Genomic DNA, 18,051 nt, shown 5'->3' on the forward strand with positions numbered 1-18,051 from the left:
CCGGCCTGTGATCTTCTCTGCATGAAGTACGTGAAGCTGCCCATCGTCGTCGACGCTGACCGCTGGTGGACCAACGGCGACCACCCCGACGACGGCCTCCCGCCCGCCGGCAAAATCTTGGCGGGGGAGCTCAGCGAAGGGCGGGTGGTGCGCTACTTCAACCGCCCCGACGTCCCTGCCGATCAGCGTTGCCGCCACTGCTCCCGCGTGATGGGCGATCACGGCTGGATCGACACGTTGGAGGGCGGGCACATCGTCTGCCCCGGCGACTGGATCATCACCGGGGTGCGCGGGGAGCGCTACCGGTGCAAGCCGGAGGTGTTCGCGCAGACCTACCAGGCGCTGGACGATCCGGCCGCCTGGCCCGGCCAGCCGGTGCGCTGGTGGCGGCGCCTGGCCTGCTGGGTGGCGGGCAACTGCCGGTGGCGGCCGGTACGGCGCCCCGACCCTCACCCCTCCCTCATGGAGCCGTGGTATCTGCGTTGCACCCGCTGCGGCCGGGAGCAGCTGGTGCCCTCCACTCCGCAGCCAAACAGAAGCTGAACCCGGACGCCGGGCTGGGCGGGCTGTGGTCCCGCCGGCGGCCGTCGTACGCAGCAGTGGAGGTGCGCATCCTCCCGCACGACGGCCGGGATGCCGCCCTGCGCATCCCGGGTTCGGTATCCGGGTCCAGCAGCTCCGACGGCAGGATTCGAACCTGCACCCGAACGGATTAACAATCCGCTGCCCTACCGGTTGGGCGACGCCGGATCGGCGGCCAAGGCCGCGCTGTAAGGGGGCCCGGCGTGATGTCCTGCCGGGCGTGGGTAACGACACGCACCTGCCGTCCCAGGTGGATGACCACCTGGGCTGGTTCGACCGGTTCGCCGGCGGCGCGGCCCGCTTCGTCTCCCGCGCCACGTTCTTCGCCATGTGCGTGGTGCTGGTGCTGGTGTGGGCGCCGTCGTACTTCCTGTTCGGCGACGTCGACACCTGGCAGCTGGTCATCAACACCGCCACCACGATCGTGACGTTCCTGCTGGTGGCGTTGTTGCAGAACAGTCAGCGCCGCGCTGACCAGGCCGTCCAGCGCAAGCTGAACGCGCTGGCGGTCGCCCTGGCCGACGTGATGGCCGCGGTCGACCGCGACGATGACGCCTCCCGGGCCGAACTGCGCGCCGCGGTGGGCCTGGAAGACCGGGAGAGTTCCTGACCACCGCGCCCGCTGCGGGCCACAATGGGGAGCAATGGAAATGGAACACGACGGAACGGAGCCGCGTCTCAGCGCGGCCGTCCGCGCCTACCTGGAGCGGACCCGCATCACCACCCACGCCCTGTCGCAGCGCTGCATCGACCCGGAGACCGGCGAAGGCTTGCGCGACCAGTGGCTACGGCACCTGCTGCAAGGGCGGGTGACCCGCTCCCTGGAGCAGTGGCGGTACCGGGCGCTGGCCGCCGGACTGGGCGTCGACGTCATCACCGTCAAGCGCCTGGCGGCGGCCCAGTGGATCGGTGTCGACGTCTTGCCCGACACCGGCGCCGACAGCGTCGGCCTGCTGGTTGACATCCCGGCTGGCCTGCCCCCCGCGGACCGTCAGGTCGTGTCCGACACCGCCAGCACGCTGGCCCACCGCCTCCTGACGCGGTAGCTGATGCTCTGGTTCGGGCCACCGTGGCCACCGGAGATCTGCTACGACGACGGGGAGCGCTTGGCGGTCGACCGGCGCACATCGGTACCGGCCGGGACACTCTGCGCCGACTGCGACACCCCGATCGGGGACGGTGACCGCGGCGTGGTCATGCCCCACCTGGTCGGTCTGCCGCCTCCGGGCGGGGCCGTCACCACGCGGGCCGCCTACATCCACATCGAGTGTCAGATGCTGAGCGTCGTCGGCCCACTGGCCCACGTGCAGGGCTGCTGCCCCGGCACCGGGTTGTGCCAGCGTCCGCAGTTGCCGCGCCGGCAGGAGGCGCTGGAGGTATGGGCGTGGATGACCCGCCGCGGCGCGTAGGTCAGGGAGCCGACTCCGCAGCCCAGGCGATGGTCCCGGGCGGGACGGCGCCGTAGGCGTAGACCATCCAGCGGTCGGCCTCCGGCCGCCAGTGCAGCGTCAAGATGAGCGCCTTGGCCAGGCCGCCCAGCTGTGCCGTGGACATGGGGGCGTCTTCCTCCACTTCGACGAACTTCACGAAGCGCACGGTGGGATCACCGTTGGCAGGCACCTCAACCCGGCTGGCCACCCCACGGGTGGCCATGTCGCGGCGCATGTCGTCGAAGTCCCACTGCCCCCAGCTCTCCGGCGTACACAGGACCTGGAGGTATTCGACGTCGGGCCGGGTGCCGCTGACGACGGCGCTGAAGAACTCCATGGCGATGGCCAAGGGGTTGCGCGGGTCGCCGAGGTCGCCGTATTCGGCCCGGACCCTCTCCTTGCCCTCATCCCCCACAGGGGTAAGGCGCGCCAGCTCAGGCTGCTGTTCATCGGTCATGCAGCCAGCGTGAACACCGTGGCGCCGCATATCCCAGCGAACACGCCGCGACCTGCGACTTCTTGCCCCACAAGTGCAGGGGCCGTTGTAGCGGCGGTCGGATTCGAACCGACGATCTCCGGGTTATGAGCCCAGCGGGGACGACCGAACTCCCCTACGCCGCGTCGTGGCCAGCTCTACTGCTGGCCGGCCGTACCCAGGTCCCGCAGACAGGACTGGACATGGCGGTTGGTGACGGCCGCCAGCACGTCGGCCGTCCGCTTGTCGTGCTCATCGTGGGTGAGCTGGCCGACGGCATAGGCGTCGGCCAGCTGGGCCAGGGCACGCTGGCGGTCCTCATCGGTGGCCCGGGTGTCCAGCCAGCGCTCATAGGCGCTGCGCCGCTGCTTGTCCTGGACCTGCCGGCGGCGGTGCGCAGCCTGGCGCAGAGCGATGACAGCGGCGCCGATCGCGACCGCCACCACGACAGCGGCGATCAGCACCACGACGACGACCTTGCCCATGCCACCCCCGGCGGTTGTCCTGGCACCCCCTGCGGGACTCGAACCCGCTGCACGAGATCGAAAGGCTCGTGACCTAACCCATGGTCGAAGGGGGCTTGTTCGGTACGGCGTAGCCCATGCCGGATTCGAACCGGCGTCACCTGATCGAGAGCCAGGGATCCTGCCACTAGACGAATGGGCCATCCGCGCCGGGCGGCGCGGTGATCGGCATGACAGACGCGCCACCCGGCGTGCCCCATAGTACAGATACTTAACGGTTCGGCCAGGGACCTGGCCGGTGTGCCGCCCAGAGGACTCGAACCCCTTCACTCCCGGGTAAAAGCCGGGTGCCCGTCCTGTCGGGCGCGGACGGCAGCGCGGAGAGAGGAGGAGTCGAACCCCTAGCTGTTACGCCTCACCGGTTTTCGAGACCGGGGCCGCCCCACCGGCGACGTCACTCTCCAAGGTCCTGCCCCTGGGAGTCGAACCCAGCGCGACCCGCGTATCAGACGGGGTCCACCAACCGGATGGACTGAGCAGGAAGTACAAAACGGCGGAGGGTGAGGGAATCGAACCCCCGCAGGTTGCCCTGACTGCGGCGTAGCAAGCCGATGCCTTACCTCTCAGCCAACCCTCCAGGACTACCGTGGGCCAGGTGACCCGAGCCCTAGCCCCGTGCCACTGCCGCCGCTACGACGTCGCGTGCGGCCGTATCGCCACCCAAGAAGATCTGCTGTGCGATACCTGCCGGGACGGGTGCTCACGGATCAGTCTCAGCCGCCCGGGGGCGCCTCCGTCCACGTGCCCGGAGAATGCACACGTGCGGGTCATGTTCGGGTTCGACATCTCCGCATCCGGCACCAGCGCCGCGGTGGCCAGCGTCGACGGAGTGATCGTGCCGCCCCAGGGATTCGAACCCTGACTGTCCAGACCCTGAACCTGGTGCCTCCTGCCGTTGGGCTAGAGCGGCGCGCCGTACGGCGTGGTGTGGACGCCGGGATTCGAACCCGGTCTGCGACCGTGGCAGGGCCGCGTGCAGCCAGCAACACTTCATCCACGCGTCCCCCGTGGCCGCCGGGTGATTCTCATCCGGCGGTGCCGTGGTGACCAGTCCAGCCGTCCGCTATGAGCGGCGGCCACGGGGAGCCTTGAGGGTTTATCGGCTTAGCCAGCGGACGGTAGGGACCGGGTGGGTGTAATCGATCGGGATGCGCACTTCCCAGTGCCCCGGCCCGCTCAGTGTTTCGCCGGTCGGCCCTCCGCAAGGACATGACCACGGGTTGGGCTCATCACCGTCGACCGGTGGCCACAGCCGTATCACCACCAGATCCGTGACCGGCGTCTCCTGCACGTCCTTCCAGTGTTCGATGAAGAACTCCTGCCGGCCTTCGGCGAAGTCCGGCAGGTGCAGATGAGTGGAGAAAAAGCATCCCCATCGGGCTTCTGCCTGGACCCGGTAGCGGCGCGGCAGGGTGATCGTCCCTGCCAACCACCGGCCGTTCAGGCCACCGGTTTTGACTTCCAGCTGGAGCTCGACGGGCTGTGGCAGCCCCAGCTCCTCATGCCGGCGCGCCACGCTCATCTCCACGACCACGGACGCGTCCGCGGCTGACTTCTCTGAGGCCGCCGCGGACCGTTCAGACGCTGTCGCGGAACGTTCCGATGCCGCCGCTGACTGGCGTGCGGCTTTCTTCATACCGACGTTGTACAGCAGGCTTCCCAGCGCGATCACCGCGCTGGCCGCCGCCACCCAGGTCTCCGCTTCCCATGTCACAGCGGGGAACCTAGCGGCGACAGGCGGTGTCGTCCGCTGATCGGCAAATTTCCGGAAAGGAAGGTAGGACAATGCGGCCCCACGGGATGCCCCGCAGCGTGCGCCCCGCAGGGGCCGCACCGTCCTGGAGCCCTTGGCGGGGGTCGAACCCGCCTCTCCGCCGTACCAAGGCGGCATCTCCACCCCGGAGACTGCAAGGGCAAGGGCCGCGCTCAGCGGCGTGGGCCCTGGTCGGGGACGTGCCCCAGCCAGTGCTGTACGGCGTCACGACGGTACCGGAACCGCTGGACCGGCAGGCCGCGGCAGACGCAGTCGGCGGTGTAGCCGGTGCCGGGGCCGCCGATGAACAGGGGCCGGTGGTAGGACAGCACCGTGGTGGTGCAGCCCAGGTCGGTCCAGCGCCGCGTCTCCTGGCCGCTGAGGTCCTGGGCGACCTGCTCCACCGACGGGCAGAACAGCAGCCCGTACCGGTAGGCCCAGCCGTCGGCCACGGCCCGCTTGCGCATGTGGGCGCCGCTGTCGCCGCCGTTGCCCTCCAGGTGCTGCCAGCAGCCGGGGCCGTCGCACAACAGGAACGGCTTCCAGATGATCGTCATGGTTGCCTCCTCTTCGCGTGGTCGCTCTCCACGCGCCAGCTCCGGGAGCAGGATTCGAACCTGCGCAGGCGGGTTCCAAAGACCCGTTGCCGAACCAGCACGGCGTCCCGGATCGGGTCTGCTGATAATTAGCGAGATCACGAATGAGGAGGCGCAGTGTCGACGATTCCCCTGTTCCGGCGGATCGCAGACGAACTCCGTGAGGCCATCCTTGATGGTCATCTGGCGCCAGGCGACCAGGTGCCTTCGGAGAGCGATCTCACCGCCCGCTACGCCACGACCAGATCCACGGTCCGCAAAGCAATCGCGCTGCTGCGGGCAGAGGGCCGCATCTTCAGCTCCCAGGGCAGCCGCTCCTATGTGTGCTCCCGGCCGGCGCTGCTGATGGTCTCCACCGGCAGCCAGTGGCGCTCCCGACGGGATGAGGGCGTCACCAGCCTCAACGCCGGGCAGGGTAACGCTGTGGAGCAGAACCTGCTGGAGGTCACCGAAGCTGACCCTCCTGCCGATGTGGCCGCACTACTTGGCCTGGCAGCCGACGAACGTGTCATCGTCCGGCGGTACGGGGTCCTCATCGGGATCGACCTGATCCAGCTGCGTACCGCCTACTACCCGATCGCCCTGTTCGCCGCCACGGCGGTCGCTGAGCCGCGCCGTATCCAAGGCGGCGCACTGGCACTGTTCGAAGATGAACTGGGTGGCCACGTCGCACGGTTCGTGGAGCGGTTGTCCATCCGGATGCCGACGCCGCAGGAGAGCGTGACGCTGCGGCTATCGGCCGGAGTTCCCATGGTGCGCACGGTGCGGGCAGCCTACGACGCCTCCGGCCATGTGGTTGAGGTCATGGATTCCACCGCGCCGGGTGACGTCTGCACGTTTGAGTACGTTATCGATGTCCCGCCACCGGCTGAGCGCAGCTGATTCCCTCAGGCCCTTCGCTTTCCACCGCGCTTCTTCTTGGCCCGCCGTCTCTTCTTCGGTGAGGGCGGCGGTGTGATCTTGCAGCCCATCTCCCAGCGCGGCCCCATCCGCCGCCAGCGGCACAGGCCGGCGCCGTCGTCCGACAGCGACACCGTGCACTGGCAGCCGGTGCACAGGCCCCCGGCCAGGACCTTGCGGGCCAGTTCCTCCATCGCTGCGATGGGGTCGCGGTGGCCCTGCGCGGTGATGCGGGCGCCGCGGTACTGGGCGTGGGCATACCAGGCGGCCTCCTCCATCGGCACGTCGTCGTGCAGGTAGCCGAATTCGAAGTTCGTGGCGCCGCTTCGGCCGATCAGGTCGACGCAGGCGATGGCGGCGTCCGTTTCGAACCAAGGGGTGTCGTGCACGTCTCTCCCAGGGTGTGCTGCGGATGGTTGAGCCCCCGGCCGGGATCGAACCGGCGGCCTCCCGATTACGAAACGGGCGCTCTGCCTGCTGAGCTTCAGGGGCACGGCTGCCAGGGCTGGATTCGAACCAGCACCATCCCGCTCCAGAGGCGGGCGTCCTTCCAGTTAGACGACCTGGCATCAGGTAGGGGTTTGAGCCCGGCGCGTCTTCCGGTTCCGCCATTCCCCCACAGGTGCGTCGCCAGGGATTCGAACCCTGATCCACGGATTAAGAGTCCGCTGCATAGCCGATCATGCTCGCGACACCAGAGAGTCGGAACGGCAGGACTTGAACCTGCGACCTCCTGCACCCCGAGCAGGCGCGCTCCCTCTGCGCTACGTTCCGCTGGTCCCGCATGCGGGAGTCGAACCCGCTTCTCCGGGGTGGAAGCCCGGCGCCGCACCACCACGGCTTATGCGGATCGATGACGGACCCGGGTCATGACTCCCGGGCCGGCACCGCGATGGCAGACGTGACCCGATACCGCAGAGCCCCCGGCCGCAGGGGTGCCTCTCAGTGCCACGTGATCTGTCATCAGTGACTCCCCAGGGAATCGAACCCCATCCCCCCGGTTTTCAGCCGGGTGCTCTACCGGGTGAGCTAGAGAGTCATCGTGTGCGGTTCCTCCGATGCGGGTTCGCCGGGCGCCAGGAGCAACCTGCTGAAGCCGTGGCGGGCCACCGCGCCCCCCGTGCCGGTGGGGGCCGGTGGCCGCGTCGGGATGGCTGGATTCGAACCAGCGACCTCACGCACCCGAAGCGCGTGCGCTGCCAAACTGCGCTACATCCCGGTGGTGGTGCGTACCCGTGGCAGGACTCGAACCTGCGACATCCTGCTCCGTAGGCAGGCGCTCTGGTCCACTGAGCTACACGGGCGTGGCTGGGACTCCGGAGGGGAGTCGATCCCCCGGCAGACGCCTGGCCGCTTCAGGTTCCCCTGTTCACGGATCTCGCCTCCAGGTCGCCACCGCCGACGTGGGCGGTCGCCGTCCCGCCGCTACGGCTTCGCGGAGTCCCAGGCGCCTGAGACCGGATTCGAACCGGCACCTCCCGGCTTGACGGGCCGGAGCACTGACCGTTGTGCTACCCAGGCATCGGCGGGAGGCGGGCCCCGCCCGTGCTTGTTGATCCGCGCGTCGGCGGACCGCCCCGCTCGCTCTCGCGCGGGGTCACGTCGCGACGGCCGGGGTCGAACCGGCGTGCCCACCCTTATAAGAGGTGTGCTCTGCCTGCTGAGCTACGTCGCGTGGGGTGGTCGGGTGCCACACGCCTGGGGAGCCTGATCGAAATCGAAGGAGCGTTCGACAGACAGGAGACCTAGGCGGGGGTGTGGTGCATGTGGCACCCGATCGCGGGATCCGGCGGGACTCGAACCCGCATCTCCGCCCTTGACAGGGCGGGCTCTACACCTTGAGCTACGGTCCCTTCCGATGGTTGCAGGCGTGATTCACGTGGTCGCGATCCGCGTGGAGCGCCCTTCGATCCCTGGGGTGTGCGCACGGTCCCGGCCCATCGGAGACCGGGGAGGGATCGGTGGACCAGCCGGGGCTCGAACCCGGAACTCCTGCTTGCAAGGCAGGTGTGATGCCGAATTTCACCAAAGGCCCATGGTGGGTCCGGCCGCGGTCGGCGGCCGGACCCGGGATCCCCGGGGCGCGGCTGGCGGGTGGCTGCCGTGCCGGCCGAACCGGAACGCAGCGTCCATGGCCAGCCGCGGCCTGGGGATCGTCTTGGTGTCTTCCGCTGTTGAGATGTCAGGTAGCACGCCCGTGCGTGGGGCGTCGCAGGGAAGGCAGGAGTTGAACCTGCAACCAGCGGTTTTGGAGACCACTGCTCTGCCGGGTTGAGCTACTTCCCCATGTGCTGTTGTGGCCGGGAATGGAAAACCGCCCCGGACCTGGGTCCCGACGGGCGGCTGCGGCTGTCGACCGGTTACCCGGTCGCTTTCCGCAATCGCCCGTCGGGTCGGGCCTGCGACTCCGTGGGGGCGGGGTGCTGCCAGCCGTTGCTGCTCATGCTGTCCCCTCCCTTCGGTGTCGCTTGCCGTACCGCCAACACCATCCAATGTACATGTACTTAGCGATTGGCGTCAACGGGTTTTCGTCTGTGCCTGTTCCAGCCTTGGCCAATCCTGGGTTACCTGCCGCGCCGGAACAGCCGTAGCCGTTGCCACAGTCGCGCCCGCCGCCAGGTCTCCCCCATCACGTGAAGGCCCCAGTGCGGCTTCCCGCCGTTGGCGTCGCAGGTGTCGCAGGCGTCGGCCACCCGCCACAGCCGGCTGCACTCACAGCGCCACACGTCGCCGACGTCGCCGTCCACCTCCGTGGTGGTGAAGTCGACGTCGGGGGAGTTGGGCTCCATGAGCGACCGCGGCACCCGAACCGCCCGCTCCCGCATCGGTGGCCGGCACGCGTGCGCGGCCCGGGGGGTCTGGTAGGCCCAGGACACCATCACACCGCCTGCGGGACGGGTTCGCTCAGGGCGTCCAGGTTCAGGGCGCCCAGGAAGGCGTCGACGAACCGCGGGCCGATGTGCACGGCCAGGCCGCCGATCTCCGACATGATGCCGGCGGCCGAAGCCGGGTCCAGCAGTAGGGTGATGCGGGCGGTGTCGGTGCTGGCCCGCACGATGCCCGACAGGCGGATGGCCAGGCTGGGCCCGGTCACCGGCTGGTCGACCAGGCACGCTTCGACTTCCTGCACGATGACGGCGTGGCGCAGGTCGATCTGGTCGGTGGGGGCGATGTTGCCGGGCAGGAAGCGCGGGTCGTCCACCGCATACAGCGTTCGCGCCTTCGAATCATTGCTCATGTACTTAGCATGTCAGTGGGGTGGAGGTACCTCCGGGAATCTTTGCCAAAGATCAGCTGCAAGTTGGGGTGGGGCCCGCCGGCCGGTCGGTGTCTTCGATGATCAGGCTGACGCCCCACAGCCGGGCCCACACCAGGCCGGGCTGCGGCGCCAGGATGAGGTCGAAGGTGACCATCGGGGGTGGCCCGTCGCCGTGGTACGGCACCGGGATCGGCAGCACCCAGCGCCGGCCGGGTTCGGCGTAGTCCAGCAGGGCGAAGGCCTCCGGCAGGGTGATGACCATCGATGCCCGGATGGCTGCCGGATCCATCGTGTTGGCGTGCAGCGCGGCCACCATGCGGAAGACCTTGCCGATCAGGGCGCTGGCGGCGTGGTCCGGGCGTTCGATCGGCACCATCGCTCAGACGATGTCGACGGGGCAGCCGAAGACCCAGCCGCCCTTGGCGCCGCACCGGACGGCGAAGTGGTGGAATGCCTCCTGGACCGCGTCGGCCTCCTTGTGGTCGCTGGGCATGTCGAAGCCGGACAGCACCAGCGCGAAGCCTTCCGGTAGCGGCAGGACGGCCAGCCGGGCGTGTTCGGACGTCAGCTCCACCGACATCTGCTCCGGGGCCGGCGTCTCTGGCAGCAGGGGAACCTCCCACAGCAGGGGGACCTTCCAGGTGCCGGGCTGAAACTCCTGCTGCCAGTTCCGCTCCAGCCGTTCATAGGCGGCCACCGCGTTCTTGGCGGTGTGGTAGGCGCTGCTGATCGCGTCATTGATCTGCCGGTTGGTAGCGATGGTCTCCGACAGGAACGGCACCGGGGCCAGCAGGTCCCGGCAAGCGCGCAGCGCGTCGATCGGGCTGGTGATAGCAGAGCTGGGCATGAAGAAGACTCCCCGTCATCTGGTGGTGGCGGGGAGTCTTCCGGGGCCGGGGTGCTACGGTCGCGTCCTGCGTACGGCCGGGTGCCTGCGCAGCCAGGATCCGATGACCTGCCGGGTCGCGGAGCGCAGCAGGTCGGCCAGGACGATGGTGGCGCGGAGCGCCATGACAGTGCAGAAGGACGCCAGCAGCAGGTCGTCGTGGCCCAGGGCGACGATGCCCAGGGCGATGAACGCGGCCAGGCCCAGGGCGGCGACCACCGTCATCAGGAAGCGGGCGGCCAAGCCGACCAGGTCGGTGCCGGCCATTACCCGGCCACCGCCAGCAGGGCTGTGCGCCGCTGGAGGTGAATGCGGATCGCGGCCACGGCGATGGCGGCGATCATGTCCAGGTCGGCGGCCACCTCCGCGGGGAAGACCATTGCGCCGATGACGTCGCTCACCTGCTCCCCGTCGCCGTGCTCCTTGTGCTGGATCATCAGTACGCCCTCCAGCCGCTCCAGCGGCAGGTGGCTGTAGTTCAGCAGGCCGTAGCCGATGCGGTAGCCGCCCTCCCAGGCGCCCCGGGTGCAGGTCACCTGGGGGCGGGGGGTGGGCCATGCGGCCAACTCCTGGTCGACCGCCGCCTGGAAGTAGGTACCCAGGCGGTCGTTCATGTTCTGGAAGGTGGTGCGGTCCATGGTTCCTCCTGGTGGGCGGGTCGCTCTCCCACCCTTCTTTAGTACAGGTACTTAGTGATCCGGGTCAGGTGTCGGCGTTCTCTTCGCCGTCGGGGTCCTCCGCCCTCAGCCGCTCCAGCAGCTTGTGCACGCCCTGGCGGGTCATGCCGACCAGGCGGCCGATCTCCGCGCCGTTGACGTCGCCGTCTTCTCCGCGCTCCTTGGGGTCGTTCCAGCTGGCGATGCGGGCGGCCATGGCGGCGCGGGCCGTGCGCGCCCGGTCGGCCTCCGCCAACAGCGCGTTGGTGCGCTGGCCCATCACGGTCGCCTCCGCCCGCACCAGGTCGCGCAGCCGGGCCCGCTCATCGGTCAGGTAGTCGGCGACGCCGACCAGGGAGATGTGGTGGTCGTGGGCGACGGTGGCGATCGTCACCTCCGCCAGTTCGGCCAGCTGGGCATCGTCCAGGTCGGCGGTGACGTCGGGGGCGTCGGCCTGGTGGGCGGCGAACCAGGCGGCGGCGGGCTGGGCCGGGTAGCCGGTCTGGGCCTGGATGGCGGCGGCGCGCCAGCGGCGTAGGGCCGCGCGGGCGCCCACCACCGTCGGCGCAGAAGGGACGTGCCGGCTGTCGGGCTGGGCGAGCTTGGCGTACTCCGTCAGGAGATCGTAGGGGGATCGGCCGTGGCTGTTGCTGCTGTAGTAGCCGTTGCCCTGGCAGAACGCCTCAGCGATCCGGTCCAGTTCGGCATCAGAGGCGACCGTCCAGGCCGGGTCGACGATCGACGGTATCGCTTCGATGACGGTGTCGAACGCCACGGTGCTGGGGTGGCGGGAAAGATCGGTGAGAGTGCTCTCCAGGGTCCGGTCCTGCGGGTGGGAGACGAAAAGGCGCAGGGCCTGGTAGGTGGTGGCCGCCTCCACGGTCCAGTCCCAGCCGCCGTCGGGCAGCGGCTCCAGGTGCTGAAGCAGCCGCTGGGCCGCCGGCGCCACCTGCGCCAGCACCTGCTCTACCTCCTCCCGCGTCAGGCCTTCCCGCAGGAACGCGCCCAGGCGGCGGGGCGTGCGGTGGTAACGCCGGCCGTACCACAGGTCCTGCTCCGGGGCGTAGTGCTCATCCGGCGGATGGCCGTTCTTGAAGTGGGGGCCGTAGCCGCGGTTGGCCCGGATGGACAGCTGGCCGGTGCCGGTGTCCAGCACTACCAGGCCGTACCAGCCGTCCTCCTTGGCCCGTCGCAGGTCCATGTGTTCGGAGTAGCCGCCGTAGCCGGTGTGGTCGAACCAGCCGAAGGTCGGAAGTGGCTGAATGTCGACGGTGGGGGCGCACCAGGGCGCGATGGGGGTTGTCATGCGCCCAACAATGGTCTTGCGTCAACTGGTTGTCAATGACGACAACCGGTTTACGCGATGAGGGAAGAATAGTACAGCTACTTAGCAACACACCTTCTCCATCAAGATCAACTACCTCGAGGTGGCGGAGCCCAAGAAAGCGACAGGGCTACAAGCCGCAACGCTTGTAGCCCTACAACCAGCGCTTCACCAGCTCACATCCAGGCAGCCGCCCGCTCCCGCACATAGGAAGAGCGGTCCCGCTCCGCCAGCCGCCGCCGAAGGTCCACCGGGCACGCCGGGTTCTGCGCCACCGCGCACCGCACCTGGACCAAGCGGCGCGGCCGGGCCAGCAGCCGCAGCACCGCGGTGGGGCAGCTGGAGTTGCCGGCCAGCCGTACCTGCACCGGGCCGATGTCACCGGCCAGACGTTCGGCCACGTCCGGGGTGATGGCCGGACTCCCGGCCGCGGCGGTCCGCACCCAGCTCTCCTCATCGGCGGCCAGCCGAAGCAGCTGCACCTCCGGGAGGTTCGGATTTTCGGTGACCGCCGCGCGCACCAGCCAGTGCGGGTCGGCGGCCAGCACGGGGAAGGCCAGAGCGGGCATCCGGGGGTGGGCGGCGGCCACGGCCCGCACGGTGGAGTCGTCGTCGACGGCCAGGCGCGCCAGCGCGTCCTCCCGTACCCGCGGGTGGCAGGCGGCCACCGCCCGGGAGTGCGGGTCGTCGTCGACGGCGGCCCGGTCCACCAGGTGCTGGGGGATGCGGTGGTTGCGCAGTACGCACGCCCGCAGGAAAGCGTCTCCGGTCAGGGCCAGGAACTCCAGGTCGGCCACCTCCAGAGCGGGGTGACGGGCCGCCGCCTCAACCGTGACGCCGCTGGTGTCGCAGGCCAGGGCCCGTACGGCGTCGACCGGGGTGGCGGGGTTGCCGGCGACCGCGCACCGGACGCTGTCATAGCCGCTTCGTGCCAGCGCCCGCAGGGTCGCGACGTCGTTGGTGGTGCGGGCCAGACGGTTCTCTGCGAACTCCCGCGGGTCGATCTGGACGCCCAGCGTCTCCAGGATCTGCGCGGAGTGGCCGGCCGACGCGCTCAGGGCCAGGAACTCCAGGTCGCTGGTGGTGTAGGAGAAGGAGGGCCGGTGGTCGAACTCATCCATGGCCGTCACCGGCCCGGGCCGGCTCAGGGGTGGAGTCGTCCAGCACAGCGCGAATGCAGGTGCGTTCGATGTCGCGGATCACGCCGGCCATGTACCGCTTGCCGTCTCGGGTGAGCGGGACCGTGGTCTTCAGGCCGGTGATGCCGTTCAGGCCGGTCCATTCGTAGCTCTCGGGGTGGATCTGGACGCTGAACTGGAGGGTCGGGGCGCGCCCGGCATCGCAGAGGGCCCGATAGTCGCGCGTGGCCTGACGCCAAGCGCGGACGGCGGCGACGAAGCGGCGCAGTGCGCGCAGGCAGCGGATCATGGCGTCTCTCCGGTGGTCGGTTCGCTGGAGGTGAGGACCGGCAGTCCGTGCGGCGTGCCCGATCCCAGGTAGACGTCGCCCCGGCACTCCACGATCCAGGTCCCGCTGCTGTTGTAGTGCAGCGGCTCCAGGACCCGGCGGGTGAACGTCACGGGCAACGCCCCGCCCCGGCCGAAGGCCCAGGTGTCGACGATGAGGGCTCCCAGGGGGATGTCGGCCGCGGGGACGTGCGTGTAGTCCGGCTGCCCGGATGTGCAGATGGTGGTCACTGACCAGCTCCTTCGGGGGTGTCCGGCCGGTCAGGCGTAGGTTCGCCAGACCAGGCCAGGGATGGCCGCCGGGTCGACGTCCCGGCGCTGAAGCTCGGCGTAGGCGATGAGGTGTGCCCACTCATCCCAGATCACGCGGGTCATCTGGTAGGTGCCGCGCAGGGCATCGGTGTCCTGGGCTTCGATCTCCCGGTGGCGCAGCGCGTGGGTGACCATCTGGAACTGCGGCATGTCGAGGTTCGGGTTCTGGCAGACCCAGGAGCACCGGCCGCACCTGAAGGTGTCGGTCTTCAGCTCCGCCAGCGCAGCAGCCAGTTCCGCCGCGGCTGGCCGGGTGATCCGGAACTTGTCGTCACGGGCGTTGTGGCGGTCGGCGAACTGGGCGATGAGATCTACTGTGCCGACGGTCGCGGTCATGGTCTGCTCCTTGGTGATGGGTCGCTCCCCCAACACCATCTATAGTACAGGTACTTAGCGAACGGGTCTAGGCTGCCGGCGGGCGGTCGGGCGCAGGCCCAGCGGCAGGGTGTGGTGCACCCGCTGCGCACGCCCGGCAGGCCTCTTGTGCCGCCTCAGTAGCGAAGCACGGCAAGATAGATAGAGCACCTTCCCCGGGCTGGAGAGACACCCCCTATGGATGAACGCGACGGCATGAACGGCCGGGCGTCCGATTCACGTAGCGGGATGCTCTGGACGCCGGAAGAGCTGACCGTGGTGGCCCAGTGGGACCTGCGTGCGGCAGAGGTTGGTCGGCTGCTGGGGCGGTCGCGGAGCGCAGTGAAGGCGGCCCGGTGGCGGCTTCGCCACGAGCAGGTCGGGGAATCCGGGGTGATGCGCGAGTGGATGTCTGTGCGCTACCTCAGGAAACCGCTGGTGATGAAGCTGCCCTTCCTTGCCAGGGGAAACGCGTCCGAGGGCGACAAGGCCGAGATCGCTGTTGATGCGTCGGTTGCGGCGGATAACCAGCTTGCAACGTGGGCGGTGGTGCGAGGAGACGGGCTGGCGGTGCTGGGGTGGTATTCCGCTCAGCAGACCAATTCAGCCGCCGCTGAACTGGAGGCGATCAAGAGCGCGTTCAGCTACGGCGCCTTGAACGGCAGCCTTTTGACGATCACCACGGATTCCGATGCCGCCGCCGCCGTGGTAAGTCACCTCGCCGCAGGCGGGAACGTGGAGACGGTCTCGGAGGGCTTTCACCACCAGCGAACGCTGACTTCGATCGCCAGGATGCTGAAACCGGCGCAGGGGAAAAGCCAGCTCCGCGTGCAGGTGGCAGAAGGTTCAGCGTCGGCGAACAAGCGGTCCCCGGAGGGGCTGAGCGGTGTCGCCGACAGGCTGGCGTGGGTGGGGATGCGTCTGGCGGCGGACCGCATCGACCCCGCCCATCCATCGGTGCGGCGGTGGATCGAATCGGGCGGGTTCAACCGCAGCAGGCGGCGCGATCGGCTGAGGAAGGCTTGGACCCGACCCGGCGCGCCGGGGGACGGCAGGCTGGATGGCACCTGGGGCTGGCGCGTGGAAAGCGAAGGCCAGTGAGCGGCGTTCGTCGCGGATCTGGTAGATCCACTGCTCCCCGATACCGGCCAGGTCGAAGAGCCAAAGGGTTCCCGCAGAAAACGCCGGATTTTCTGCGGTAACCAGATGCACCGCCGTACGACGCCCCGGCCGGGCCTGCGATGGCCGCCGGCGCCTCCGAATCCCACTCCTACGCGTTTTCTGCGGTAACTGGACAGCGTCGCTAAGTACCCGTACATTAGAGCCATGACGAACCAGAGCGGCACCGTCCACAGCGCCACCCAGATCGCCACGGAGATCGGCGACATGGCCGCCGACTTGGCCAACACCCCCATCCGGCCGGATGAGGTGCACGCCGTCCTGATCGCGATGTCCCGCACCACCGCCCTCCTGGCCGAAGCTCTCCAGGCCGCCCGCCCCGATTCGCAGACGGTGCAGGAGAAGCTGAACCAGGCCAGCGGTGCACTGGAGATCTACGCCGACATCGTCCTCAACGAGGACCTGTAGCCATGGCCACCCTGATCCTGGAGCGCGACCAGCTCCACCAGGTCCGTGCCGGAGACCGCATCGTCGCCATCGACGACTACCGGCCGACCAGGGCGCTGACCGTCGAAGCGCCGCTGGGTGTCACGCCGGTGCCCGGCATCAAGACCGTCGCCCCCGCCGGCAGCAGGGTGGAGCACTACCTGTACCCCGACATCGTGTGGCGGTCGGTGACAGTCGAACGGCCTGCCCTGGCTGCACGGCAGCGCAACCACCGGACCGGCGCCCGCGTCTTCCGCCGCTACGCCCTGCCCCTGGTGCAGCCCCGGCCGGGCGGGCCGTACGTCACCGAAGACGGTCGGTATGAGATCTCCTACAACGACGACTTCGCCACCACCTGTGATGCCGCGCACCCGGTCCGGCTGGCCGGCGGAGCGGGCTACTACTGCCCCGGCGCCCGTACCCACCACTACGGCCGGTGGGTCATCTGGGACAACACCCGGCAGGACTTCCTGGCCATCGACCAGGGCGACGGCTACACCAGCCTGGCCGGGGCCGCCGAAGCCGTCGCCCAGCAGTACCTGTAGATGCGGACAGGAGAAACGATTGAACGAACACGACCTGGATGCAGCCATCCAGCGGGCTGCCCGCGACGGCGGTCCCGAACTCGACCGGATCATCAAGGCGCTGACCGTCGCCATCGAAAACGGCGGCGTCGAAGGCGAACACCACCAGACGTGGGTGATCGACCAGATCGTGCGCGCACTGGTCGGCTGCCCCATGGAGACAGTCACCGCGACCTCCTACAAGGGGGAGCCCTACACCTACGAACAGCAGAGCGCGTCGGAGCTGTACCAGCAGCTGATCAACGCTGCCTGCTACGGCGAGGAGGGCCCCGACACCTACGAATGGGATGAGGGGACTCCCCCCTGACGGCCAGACCGATAAAACGATCATCAATGGATGGAGAACGACATGAGAAAGCACCGGGAGAACGTCGCCGACAGCGGCTACACGGCCATCCAGGCTGGCAGCATCCACGGCAGCGACACCGCGGAGCAGGCGTCGGCCGCCCCGCGGGAGGGCGCGGCCCCCGACACCGACGCCGTCGACACCGTGATCGTCAACATGCAGGCCGACCGCGCCAAGGTGGGCATGCAGGCTGGCGTCGTCGTCGGTGATGTGCACATCCAGATGTGAGGGAAAAGGCTGTCTAACCACTTGACATGCCTAAACCGCCGCTGGCCCATCGTGTGCACCTGCAAGCAACAAGGGCATCCCCGGGCCCGGCCGTACCCCGGCATGCCGCATGAGAACACGTGATCCACTTGCCCCAACCACTAAGTACCCGTACGGTTTGCGAGACGGGGCGAACGACCAGGAGAGACATGGCCACGATGAGAGAGCTGACGCCGGGACGGGTGGTGTTCGTCCCGGCCGGCTGCGCCCTGCTGCGCCGGCCCTTCGCGCTGTACCTGAGCGCCGCCGCCCCGGCCGAAAGCCCCGACCTGGCCGGGATGGTGTGGATGCAGGGACAGCTGCTGCGGGCCGATGGATCGGCGCCGCGCCGCTACCGCATCCGCACCACCATCGCCCCGGCCGACCGGCTGCGCGTCGAAGGTGCCACGATGCGGCGATGCATGGTGGCGACCTGCCCGGCCGCGTTCGACGTGCTGGCGTTGATGACCGGCCAGGCGGACGCGCCGGGCTGGTTGCAGACCAGCGGCGTGCTGGGCGGCTGCTACGTGTGCCCGACCCACGCGCCGACCATGACCGACGGCCAGCAGGTGTTCCACCGGCCGGCCGCGCTGCACCCCGGTGAGGTCACCTGTTCTTGCGGGGCCCTGTGCGTGGCGACCGGCTCCACCCGGGGCGCCTGCATCGTGGCCTACGGTGCCCACCTGCATGATGTTCACCCGGCCCGCCGCCGGACCACGAAGGGAACCATCGATGTCACGCCGGTTTGAGAAC

At 69.1% G+C, this 18,051-nt stretch carries 27 protein-coding genes and 23 tRNA genes; 11 read left to right on the plus strand and 39 right to left on the minus strand.

All coding sequences use genetic code 11. The features are described from left to right. Window positions 1–21 precede the first annotated feature (21 nt). Window positions 22–543: a hypothetical protein gene (locus Psi01_RS29805; protein WP_204067462.1), complete on the plus strand. Its 522-nt coding sequence runs from the start codon at window positions 22–24 to the stop codon at window positions 541–543. Window positions 544–676: 133 nt separating this feature from the next. Here the strand turns inward: Psi01_RS29805 and Psi01_RS29810 are convergent. Then, window positions 677–750, minus strand: a tRNA-Asn gene (locus tag Psi01_RS29810). A gap of 52 nt (window positions 751–802) precedes the next feature. Between Psi01_RS29810 and Psi01_RS29815 the strand changes: the two genes are divergently transcribed. Genes Psi01_RS29815 through Psi01_RS29825 form a run of 3 tightly spaced genes read left to right on the plus strand, consistent with a single transcriptional unit; the run spans window position 803 to window position 1,991 of the window. Next, entirely contained in the window at window positions 803–1,192 is a 390-nt protein-coding gene (locus Psi01_RS29815) for a low affinity iron permease family protein (protein WP_239128129.1), read from the plus strand. 40 nt (window positions 1,193–1,232) lie between these two features. Continuing rightward, window positions 1,233–1,628, plus strand: coding sequence for a hypothetical protein (locus tag Psi01_RS29820; protein ID WP_204067463.1), 396 nt, complete (start codon window positions 1,233–1,235; stop codon window positions 1,626–1,628). A 3-nt stretch (window positions 1,629–1,631) separates the two neighbouring features. Beyond that, entirely contained in the window at window positions 1,632–1,991 is a 360-nt protein-coding gene (locus Psi01_RS29825; protein WP_204067464.1) for a hypothetical protein, read from the plus strand. 1 nt (window position 1,992) lies between these two features. Here Psi01_RS29825 and Psi01_RS29830 read toward each other — a convergent pair whose 3' ends face one another. The 13 genes from Psi01_RS29830 to Psi01_RS29890 form a co-directional block, all read right to left on the minus strand. After that, window positions 1,993–2,469: a hypothetical protein gene (locus tag Psi01_RS29830; protein WP_204067465.1), complete on the minus strand. Its 477-nt coding sequence runs from the start codon at window positions 2,467–2,469 to the stop codon at window positions 1,993–1,995. Window positions 2,470–2,557: 88 nt separating this feature from the next. Beyond that, window positions 2,558–2,633 (minus strand) — tRNA-Met (locus tag Psi01_RS29835). A gap of 12 nt (window positions 2,634–2,645) precedes the next feature. Next, window positions 2,646–2,972, minus strand: coding sequence for a DUF1707 SHOCT-like domain-containing protein (locus Psi01_RS29840; protein ID WP_204067466.1), 327 nt, complete (start codon window positions 2,970–2,972; stop codon window positions 2,646–2,648). A gap of 20 nt (window positions 2,973–2,992) precedes the next feature. Beyond that, window positions 2,993–3,067 (minus strand) — tRNA-Glu (locus Psi01_RS29845). A gap of 15 nt (window positions 3,068–3,082) precedes the next feature. Next, a tRNA-Glu gene (locus Psi01_RS29850) sits at window positions 3,083–3,153 on the minus strand. A gap of 99 nt (window positions 3,154–3,252) precedes the next feature. Next, a tRNA-Lys gene (locus Psi01_RS29855) sits at window positions 3,253–3,325 on the minus strand. A 180-nt stretch (window positions 3,326–3,505) separates the two neighbouring features. Then, window positions 3,506–3,588: transfer RNA gene (locus tag Psi01_RS29860), tRNA-Ser, on the minus strand. A 259-nt stretch (window positions 3,589–3,847) separates the two neighbouring features. Continuing rightward, window positions 3,848–3,921, minus strand: a tRNA-Leu gene (locus tag Psi01_RS29865). A 13-nt stretch (window positions 3,922–3,934) separates the two neighbouring features. Then, a tRNA-Gly gene (locus Psi01_RS29870) sits at window positions 3,935–4,009 on the minus strand. 98 nt (window positions 4,010–4,107) lie between these two features. Then, entirely contained in the window at window positions 4,108–4,701 is a 594-nt protein-coding gene (locus tag Psi01_RS29875) for a hypothetical protein (RefSeq protein WP_204067467.1), read from the minus strand. A gap of 149 nt (window positions 4,702–4,850) precedes the next feature. Then, window positions 4,851–4,926: transfer RNA gene (locus tag Psi01_RS29880), tRNA-Thr, on the minus strand. 11 nt (window positions 4,927–4,937) lie between these two features. Continuing rightward, window positions 4,938–5,321: a hypothetical protein gene (locus Psi01_RS29885; protein ID WP_204067468.1), complete on the minus strand. Its 384-nt coding sequence runs from the start codon at window positions 5,319–5,321 to the stop codon at window positions 4,938–4,940. Between the two features lie 39 nt (window positions 5,322–5,360). Next, window positions 5,361–5,433 (minus strand) — tRNA-Gln (locus Psi01_RS29890). Between the two features lie 44 nt (window positions 5,434–5,477). Here Psi01_RS29890 and Psi01_RS29895 point away from each other — a divergent pair. Further along, a complete protein-coding gene (locus tag Psi01_RS29895) occupies window positions 5,478–6,242 on the plus strand; it encodes a GntR family transcriptional regulator (RefSeq protein ID WP_204067469.1) in 765 nt (254 codons plus the stop codon). A 5-nt stretch (window positions 6,243–6,247) separates the two neighbouring features. Here Psi01_RS29895 and Psi01_RS29900 read toward each other — a convergent pair whose 3' ends face one another. From Psi01_RS29900 to Psi01_RS30020, 25 genes are all read right to left on the minus strand, one after another. Then, window positions 6,248–6,649 carry a hypothetical protein gene (locus tag Psi01_RS29900; RefSeq protein WP_204067470.1) on the minus strand — a complete coding sequence of 134 codons (402 nt, stop codon included), beginning with the start codon at window positions 6,647–6,649 and terminating at the stop codon, window positions 6,248–6,250. Between the two features lie 30 nt (window positions 6,650–6,679). Then, a tRNA-Thr gene (locus Psi01_RS29905) sits at window positions 6,680–6,752 on the minus strand. A gap of 4 nt (window positions 6,753–6,756) precedes the next feature. After that, a tRNA-Gln gene (locus Psi01_RS29910) sits at window positions 6,757–6,829 on the minus strand. Window positions 6,830–6,883: 54 nt separating this feature from the next. Then, window positions 6,884–6,955: transfer RNA gene (locus Psi01_RS29915), tRNA-Lys, on the minus strand. Between the two features lie 7 nt (window positions 6,956–6,962). Further along, window positions 6,963–7,034, minus strand: a tRNA-Pro gene (locus tag Psi01_RS29920). Between the two features lies 1 nt (window position 7,035). Beyond that, window positions 7,036–7,110, minus strand: a tRNA-Gly gene (locus Psi01_RS29925). A gap of 117 nt (window positions 7,111–7,227) precedes the next feature. Beyond that, window positions 7,228–7,299, minus strand: a tRNA-Phe gene (locus tag Psi01_RS29930). A gap of 106 nt (window positions 7,300–7,405) precedes the next feature. After that, window positions 7,406–7,479: transfer RNA gene (locus Psi01_RS29935), tRNA-Pro, on the minus strand. Window positions 7,480–7,490: 11 nt separating this feature from the next. Then, window positions 7,491–7,564 (minus strand) — tRNA-Arg (locus Psi01_RS29940). 144 nt (window positions 7,565–7,708) lie between these two features. Continuing rightward, window positions 7,709–7,781: transfer RNA gene (locus tag Psi01_RS29945), tRNA-Asp, on the minus strand. A gap of 81 nt (window positions 7,782–7,862) precedes the next feature. After that, a tRNA-Ile gene (locus Psi01_RS29950) sits at window positions 7,863–7,935 on the minus strand. Between the two features lie 105 nt (window positions 7,936–8,040). Further along, a tRNA-Asp gene (locus Psi01_RS29955) sits at window positions 8,041–8,113 on the minus strand. A 109-nt stretch (window positions 8,114–8,222) separates the two neighbouring features. Then, a tRNA-Ala gene (locus Psi01_RS29960) sits at window positions 8,223–8,295 on the minus strand. A gap of 177 nt (window positions 8,296–8,472) precedes the next feature. Further along, window positions 8,473–8,546 (minus strand) — tRNA-Trp (locus Psi01_RS29965). Window positions 8,547–8,824: 278 nt separating this feature from the next. Continuing rightward, complete coding sequence (locus Psi01_RS29970; RefSeq protein WP_204067471.1) at window positions 8,825–9,064, minus strand: hypothetical protein; 240 nt, start codon at window positions 9,062–9,064, stop codon at window positions 8,825–8,827. Between the two features lie 74 nt (window positions 9,065–9,138). Further along, window positions 9,139–9,498: a hypothetical protein gene (locus Psi01_RS29975; protein ID WP_204067472.1), complete on the minus strand. Its 360-nt coding sequence runs from the start codon at window positions 9,496–9,498 to the stop codon at window positions 9,139–9,141. Window positions 9,499–9,550: 52 nt separating this feature from the next. Further along, entirely contained in the window at window positions 9,551–9,895 is a 345-nt protein-coding gene (locus Psi01_RS29980; protein WP_204067473.1) for a hypothetical protein, read from the minus strand. Between the two features lie 3 nt (window positions 9,896–9,898). Beyond that, the gene (locus Psi01_RS29985; protein WP_204067474.1) at window positions 9,899–10,366 is read right to left on the minus strand and encodes a hypothetical protein; all 468 of its coding nucleotides are present in this window, start codon (window positions 10,364–10,366) and stop codon (window positions 9,899–9,901) included. Between the two features lie 54 nt (window positions 10,367–10,420). Next, the gene (locus Psi01_RS29990) at window positions 10,421–10,672 is read right to left on the minus strand and encodes a hypothetical protein (RefSeq protein WP_204067475.1); all 252 of its coding nucleotides are present in this window, start codon (window positions 10,670–10,672) and stop codon (window positions 10,421–10,423) included. Continuing rightward, window positions 10,672–11,043 carry a hypothetical protein gene (locus Psi01_RS29995; RefSeq protein ID WP_204067476.1) on the minus strand — a complete coding sequence of 124 codons (372 nt, stop codon included), beginning with the start codon at window positions 11,041–11,043 and terminating at the stop codon, window positions 10,672–10,674. Before Psi01_RS29995 ends, Psi01_RS29990 begins: the two co-directional genes overlap by 1 nt. Window positions 11,044–11,107: 64 nt before the next feature. Beyond that, window positions 11,108–12,367 (minus strand): hypothetical protein, encoded by a 1,260-nt coding sequence (locus Psi01_RS30000; RefSeq protein ID WP_204067477.1) that lies wholly within the window; start codon window positions 12,365–12,367, stop codon window positions 11,108–11,110. Between the two features lie 194 nt (window positions 12,368–12,561). Beyond that, complete coding sequence (locus Psi01_RS30005; protein ID WP_204067478.1) at window positions 12,562–13,506, minus strand: hypothetical protein; 945 nt, start codon at window positions 13,504–13,506, stop codon at window positions 12,562–12,564. Next, a complete protein-coding gene (locus Psi01_RS30010; RefSeq protein WP_204067479.1) occupies window positions 13,499–13,813 on the minus strand; it encodes a hypothetical protein in 315 nt (104 codons plus the stop codon). Before Psi01_RS30010 ends, Psi01_RS30005 begins: the two co-directional genes overlap by 8 nt. Beyond that, window positions 13,810–14,082, minus strand: coding sequence for a hypothetical protein (locus tag Psi01_RS30015; RefSeq protein WP_204067480.1), 273 nt, complete (start codon window positions 14,080–14,082; stop codon window positions 13,810–13,812). The genes Psi01_RS30010 and Psi01_RS30015 overlap by 4 nt, the downstream gene beginning before the upstream one ends. A 30-nt stretch (window positions 14,083–14,112) precedes the next feature. Next, complete coding sequence (locus Psi01_RS30020) at window positions 14,113–14,499, minus strand: hypothetical protein (RefSeq protein ID WP_204067481.1); 387 nt, start codon at window positions 14,497–14,499, stop codon at window positions 14,113–14,115. 216 nt (window positions 14,500–14,715) lie between these two features. Here Psi01_RS30020 and Psi01_RS30025 point away from each other — a divergent pair, with 216 nt between their 5' ends. The 6 genes from Psi01_RS30025 (at window position 14,716) to Psi01_RS30050 (ending at window position 18,047) form a co-directional block, all read left to right on the plus strand. Then, on the plus strand, window positions 14,716–15,618 hold the full coding sequence (locus Psi01_RS30025; protein WP_204067482.1) for a hypothetical protein: 903 nt from the start codon (window positions 14,716–14,718) through the stop codon (window positions 15,616–15,618). Between the two features lie 225 nt (window positions 15,619–15,843). Next, window positions 15,844–16,104 carry a hypothetical protein gene (locus Psi01_RS30030; RefSeq protein WP_204067483.1) on the plus strand — a complete coding sequence of 87 codons (261 nt, stop codon included), beginning with the start codon at window positions 15,844–15,846 and terminating at the stop codon, window positions 16,102–16,104. A 2-nt stretch (window positions 16,105–16,106) separates the two neighbouring features. Continuing rightward, window positions 16,107–16,667, plus strand: coding sequence for a hypothetical protein (locus Psi01_RS30035; RefSeq protein ID WP_204067484.1), 561 nt, complete (start codon window positions 16,107–16,109; stop codon window positions 16,665–16,667). Window positions 16,668–16,686: 19 nt separating this feature from the next. Beyond that, on the plus strand, window positions 16,687–17,013 hold the full coding sequence (locus tag Psi01_RS30040; RefSeq protein WP_204067485.1) for a hypothetical protein: 327 nt from the start codon (window positions 16,687–16,689) through the stop codon (window positions 17,011–17,013). Between the two features lie 42 nt (window positions 17,014–17,055). Further along, the gene (locus Psi01_RS30045) at window positions 17,056–17,280 is read left to right on the plus strand and encodes a hypothetical protein (protein ID WP_204067486.1); all 225 of its coding nucleotides are present in this window, start codon (window positions 17,056–17,058) and stop codon (window positions 17,278–17,280) included. A 188-nt stretch (window positions 17,281–17,468) separates the two neighbouring features. After that, window positions 17,469–18,047 (plus strand): hypothetical protein, encoded by a 579-nt coding sequence (locus Psi01_RS30050; protein WP_204067487.1) that lies wholly within the window; start codon window positions 17,469–17,471, stop codon window positions 18,045–18,047. Window positions 18,048–18,051: the final 4 nt, after the last annotated feature.

The organism is Paraplanobispora siamensis (assembly GCF_016863175.1).
GTDB lineage: Bacteria > Actinomycetota > Actinomycetes > Streptosporangiales > Streptosporangiaceae > Planobispora > Planobispora siamensis.

Bases quoted from the DNA above. Each gene is read 5' to 3' on its own strand.
- Psi01_RS29805 (WP_204067462.1), top strand. From the start codon at position 22: ATGAAGTACGTGAAGCTGCCCATCGTCGTCGACGCTGACCGCTGGTGG.
- Psi01_RS29820 (WP_204067463.1), top strand. From the start codon at position 1,233: ATGGAACACGACGGAACGGAGCCGCGTCTCAGCGCGGCCGTCCGCGCC.
- Psi01_RS29825 (WP_204067464.1), top strand. From the start codon at position 1,632: ATGCTCTGGTTCGGGCCACCGTGGCCACCGGAGATCTGCTACGACGAC.
- Psi01_RS29830 (WP_204067465.1), bottom strand. From the start codon at position 2,469: ATGACCGATGAACAGCAGCCTGAGCTGGCGCGCCTTACCCCTGTGGGG.
- Psi01_RS29840 (WP_204067466.1), bottom strand. From the start codon at position 2,972: ATGGGCAAGGTCGTCGTCGTGGTGCTGATCGCCGCTGTCGTGGTGGCG.
- Psi01_RS29885 (WP_204067468.1), bottom strand. From the start codon at position 5,321: ATGACGATCATCTGGAAGCCGTTCCTGTTGTGCGACGGCCCCGGCTGC.
- Psi01_RS29975 (WP_204067472.1), bottom strand. From the start codon at position 9,498: ATGAGCAATGATTCGAAGGCGCGAACGCTGTATGCGGTGGACGACCCG.
- Psi01_RS29980 (WP_204067473.1), bottom strand. From the start codon at position 9,895: ATGGTGCCGATCGAACGCCCGGACCACGCCGCCAGCGCCCTGATCGGC.
- Psi01_RS29985 (WP_204067474.1), bottom strand. From the start codon at position 10,366: ATGCCCAGCTCTGCTATCACCAGCCCGATCGACGCGCTGCGCGCTTGC.
- Psi01_RS29990 (WP_204067475.1), bottom strand. From the start codon at position 10,672: ATGGCCGGCACCGACCTGGTCGGCTTGGCCGCCCGCTTCCTGATGACG.
- Psi01_RS29995 (WP_204067476.1), bottom strand. From the start codon at position 11,043: ATGGACCGCACCACCTTCCAGAACATGAACGACCGCCTGGGTACCTAC.
- Psi01_RS30000 (WP_204067477.1), bottom strand. From the start codon at position 12,367: ATGACAACCCCCATCGCGCCCTGGTGCGCCCCCACCGTCGACATTCAG.
- Psi01_RS30005 (WP_204067478.1), bottom strand. From the start codon at position 13,506: ATGGATGAGTTCGACCACCGGCCCTCCTTCTCCTACACCACCAGCGAC.
- Psi01_RS30010 (WP_204067479.1), bottom strand. From the start codon at position 13,813: ATGATCCGCTGCCTGCGCGCACTGCGCCGCTTCGTCGCCGCCGTCCGC.
- Psi01_RS30020 (WP_204067481.1), bottom strand. From the start codon at position 14,499: ATGACCGCGACCGTCGGCACAGTAGATCTCATCGCCCAGTTCGCCGAC.
- Psi01_RS30025 (WP_204067482.1), top strand. From the start codon at position 14,716: ATGGATGAACGCGACGGCATGAACGGCCGGGCGTCCGATTCACGTAGC.
- Psi01_RS30030 (WP_204067483.1), top strand. From the start codon at position 15,844: ATGACGAACCAGAGCGGCACCGTCCACAGCGCCACCCAGATCGCCACG.
- Psi01_RS30035 (WP_204067484.1), top strand. From the start codon at position 16,107: ATGGCCACCCTGATCCTGGAGCGCGACCAGCTCCACCAGGTCCGTGCC.
- Psi01_RS30045 (WP_204067486.1), top strand. From the start codon at position 17,056: ATGAGAAAGCACCGGGAGAACGTCGCCGACAGCGGCTACACGGCCATC.
- Psi01_RS30050 (WP_204067487.1), top strand. From the start codon at position 17,469: ATGGCCACGATGAGAGAGCTGACGCCGGGACGGGTGGTGTTCGTCCCG.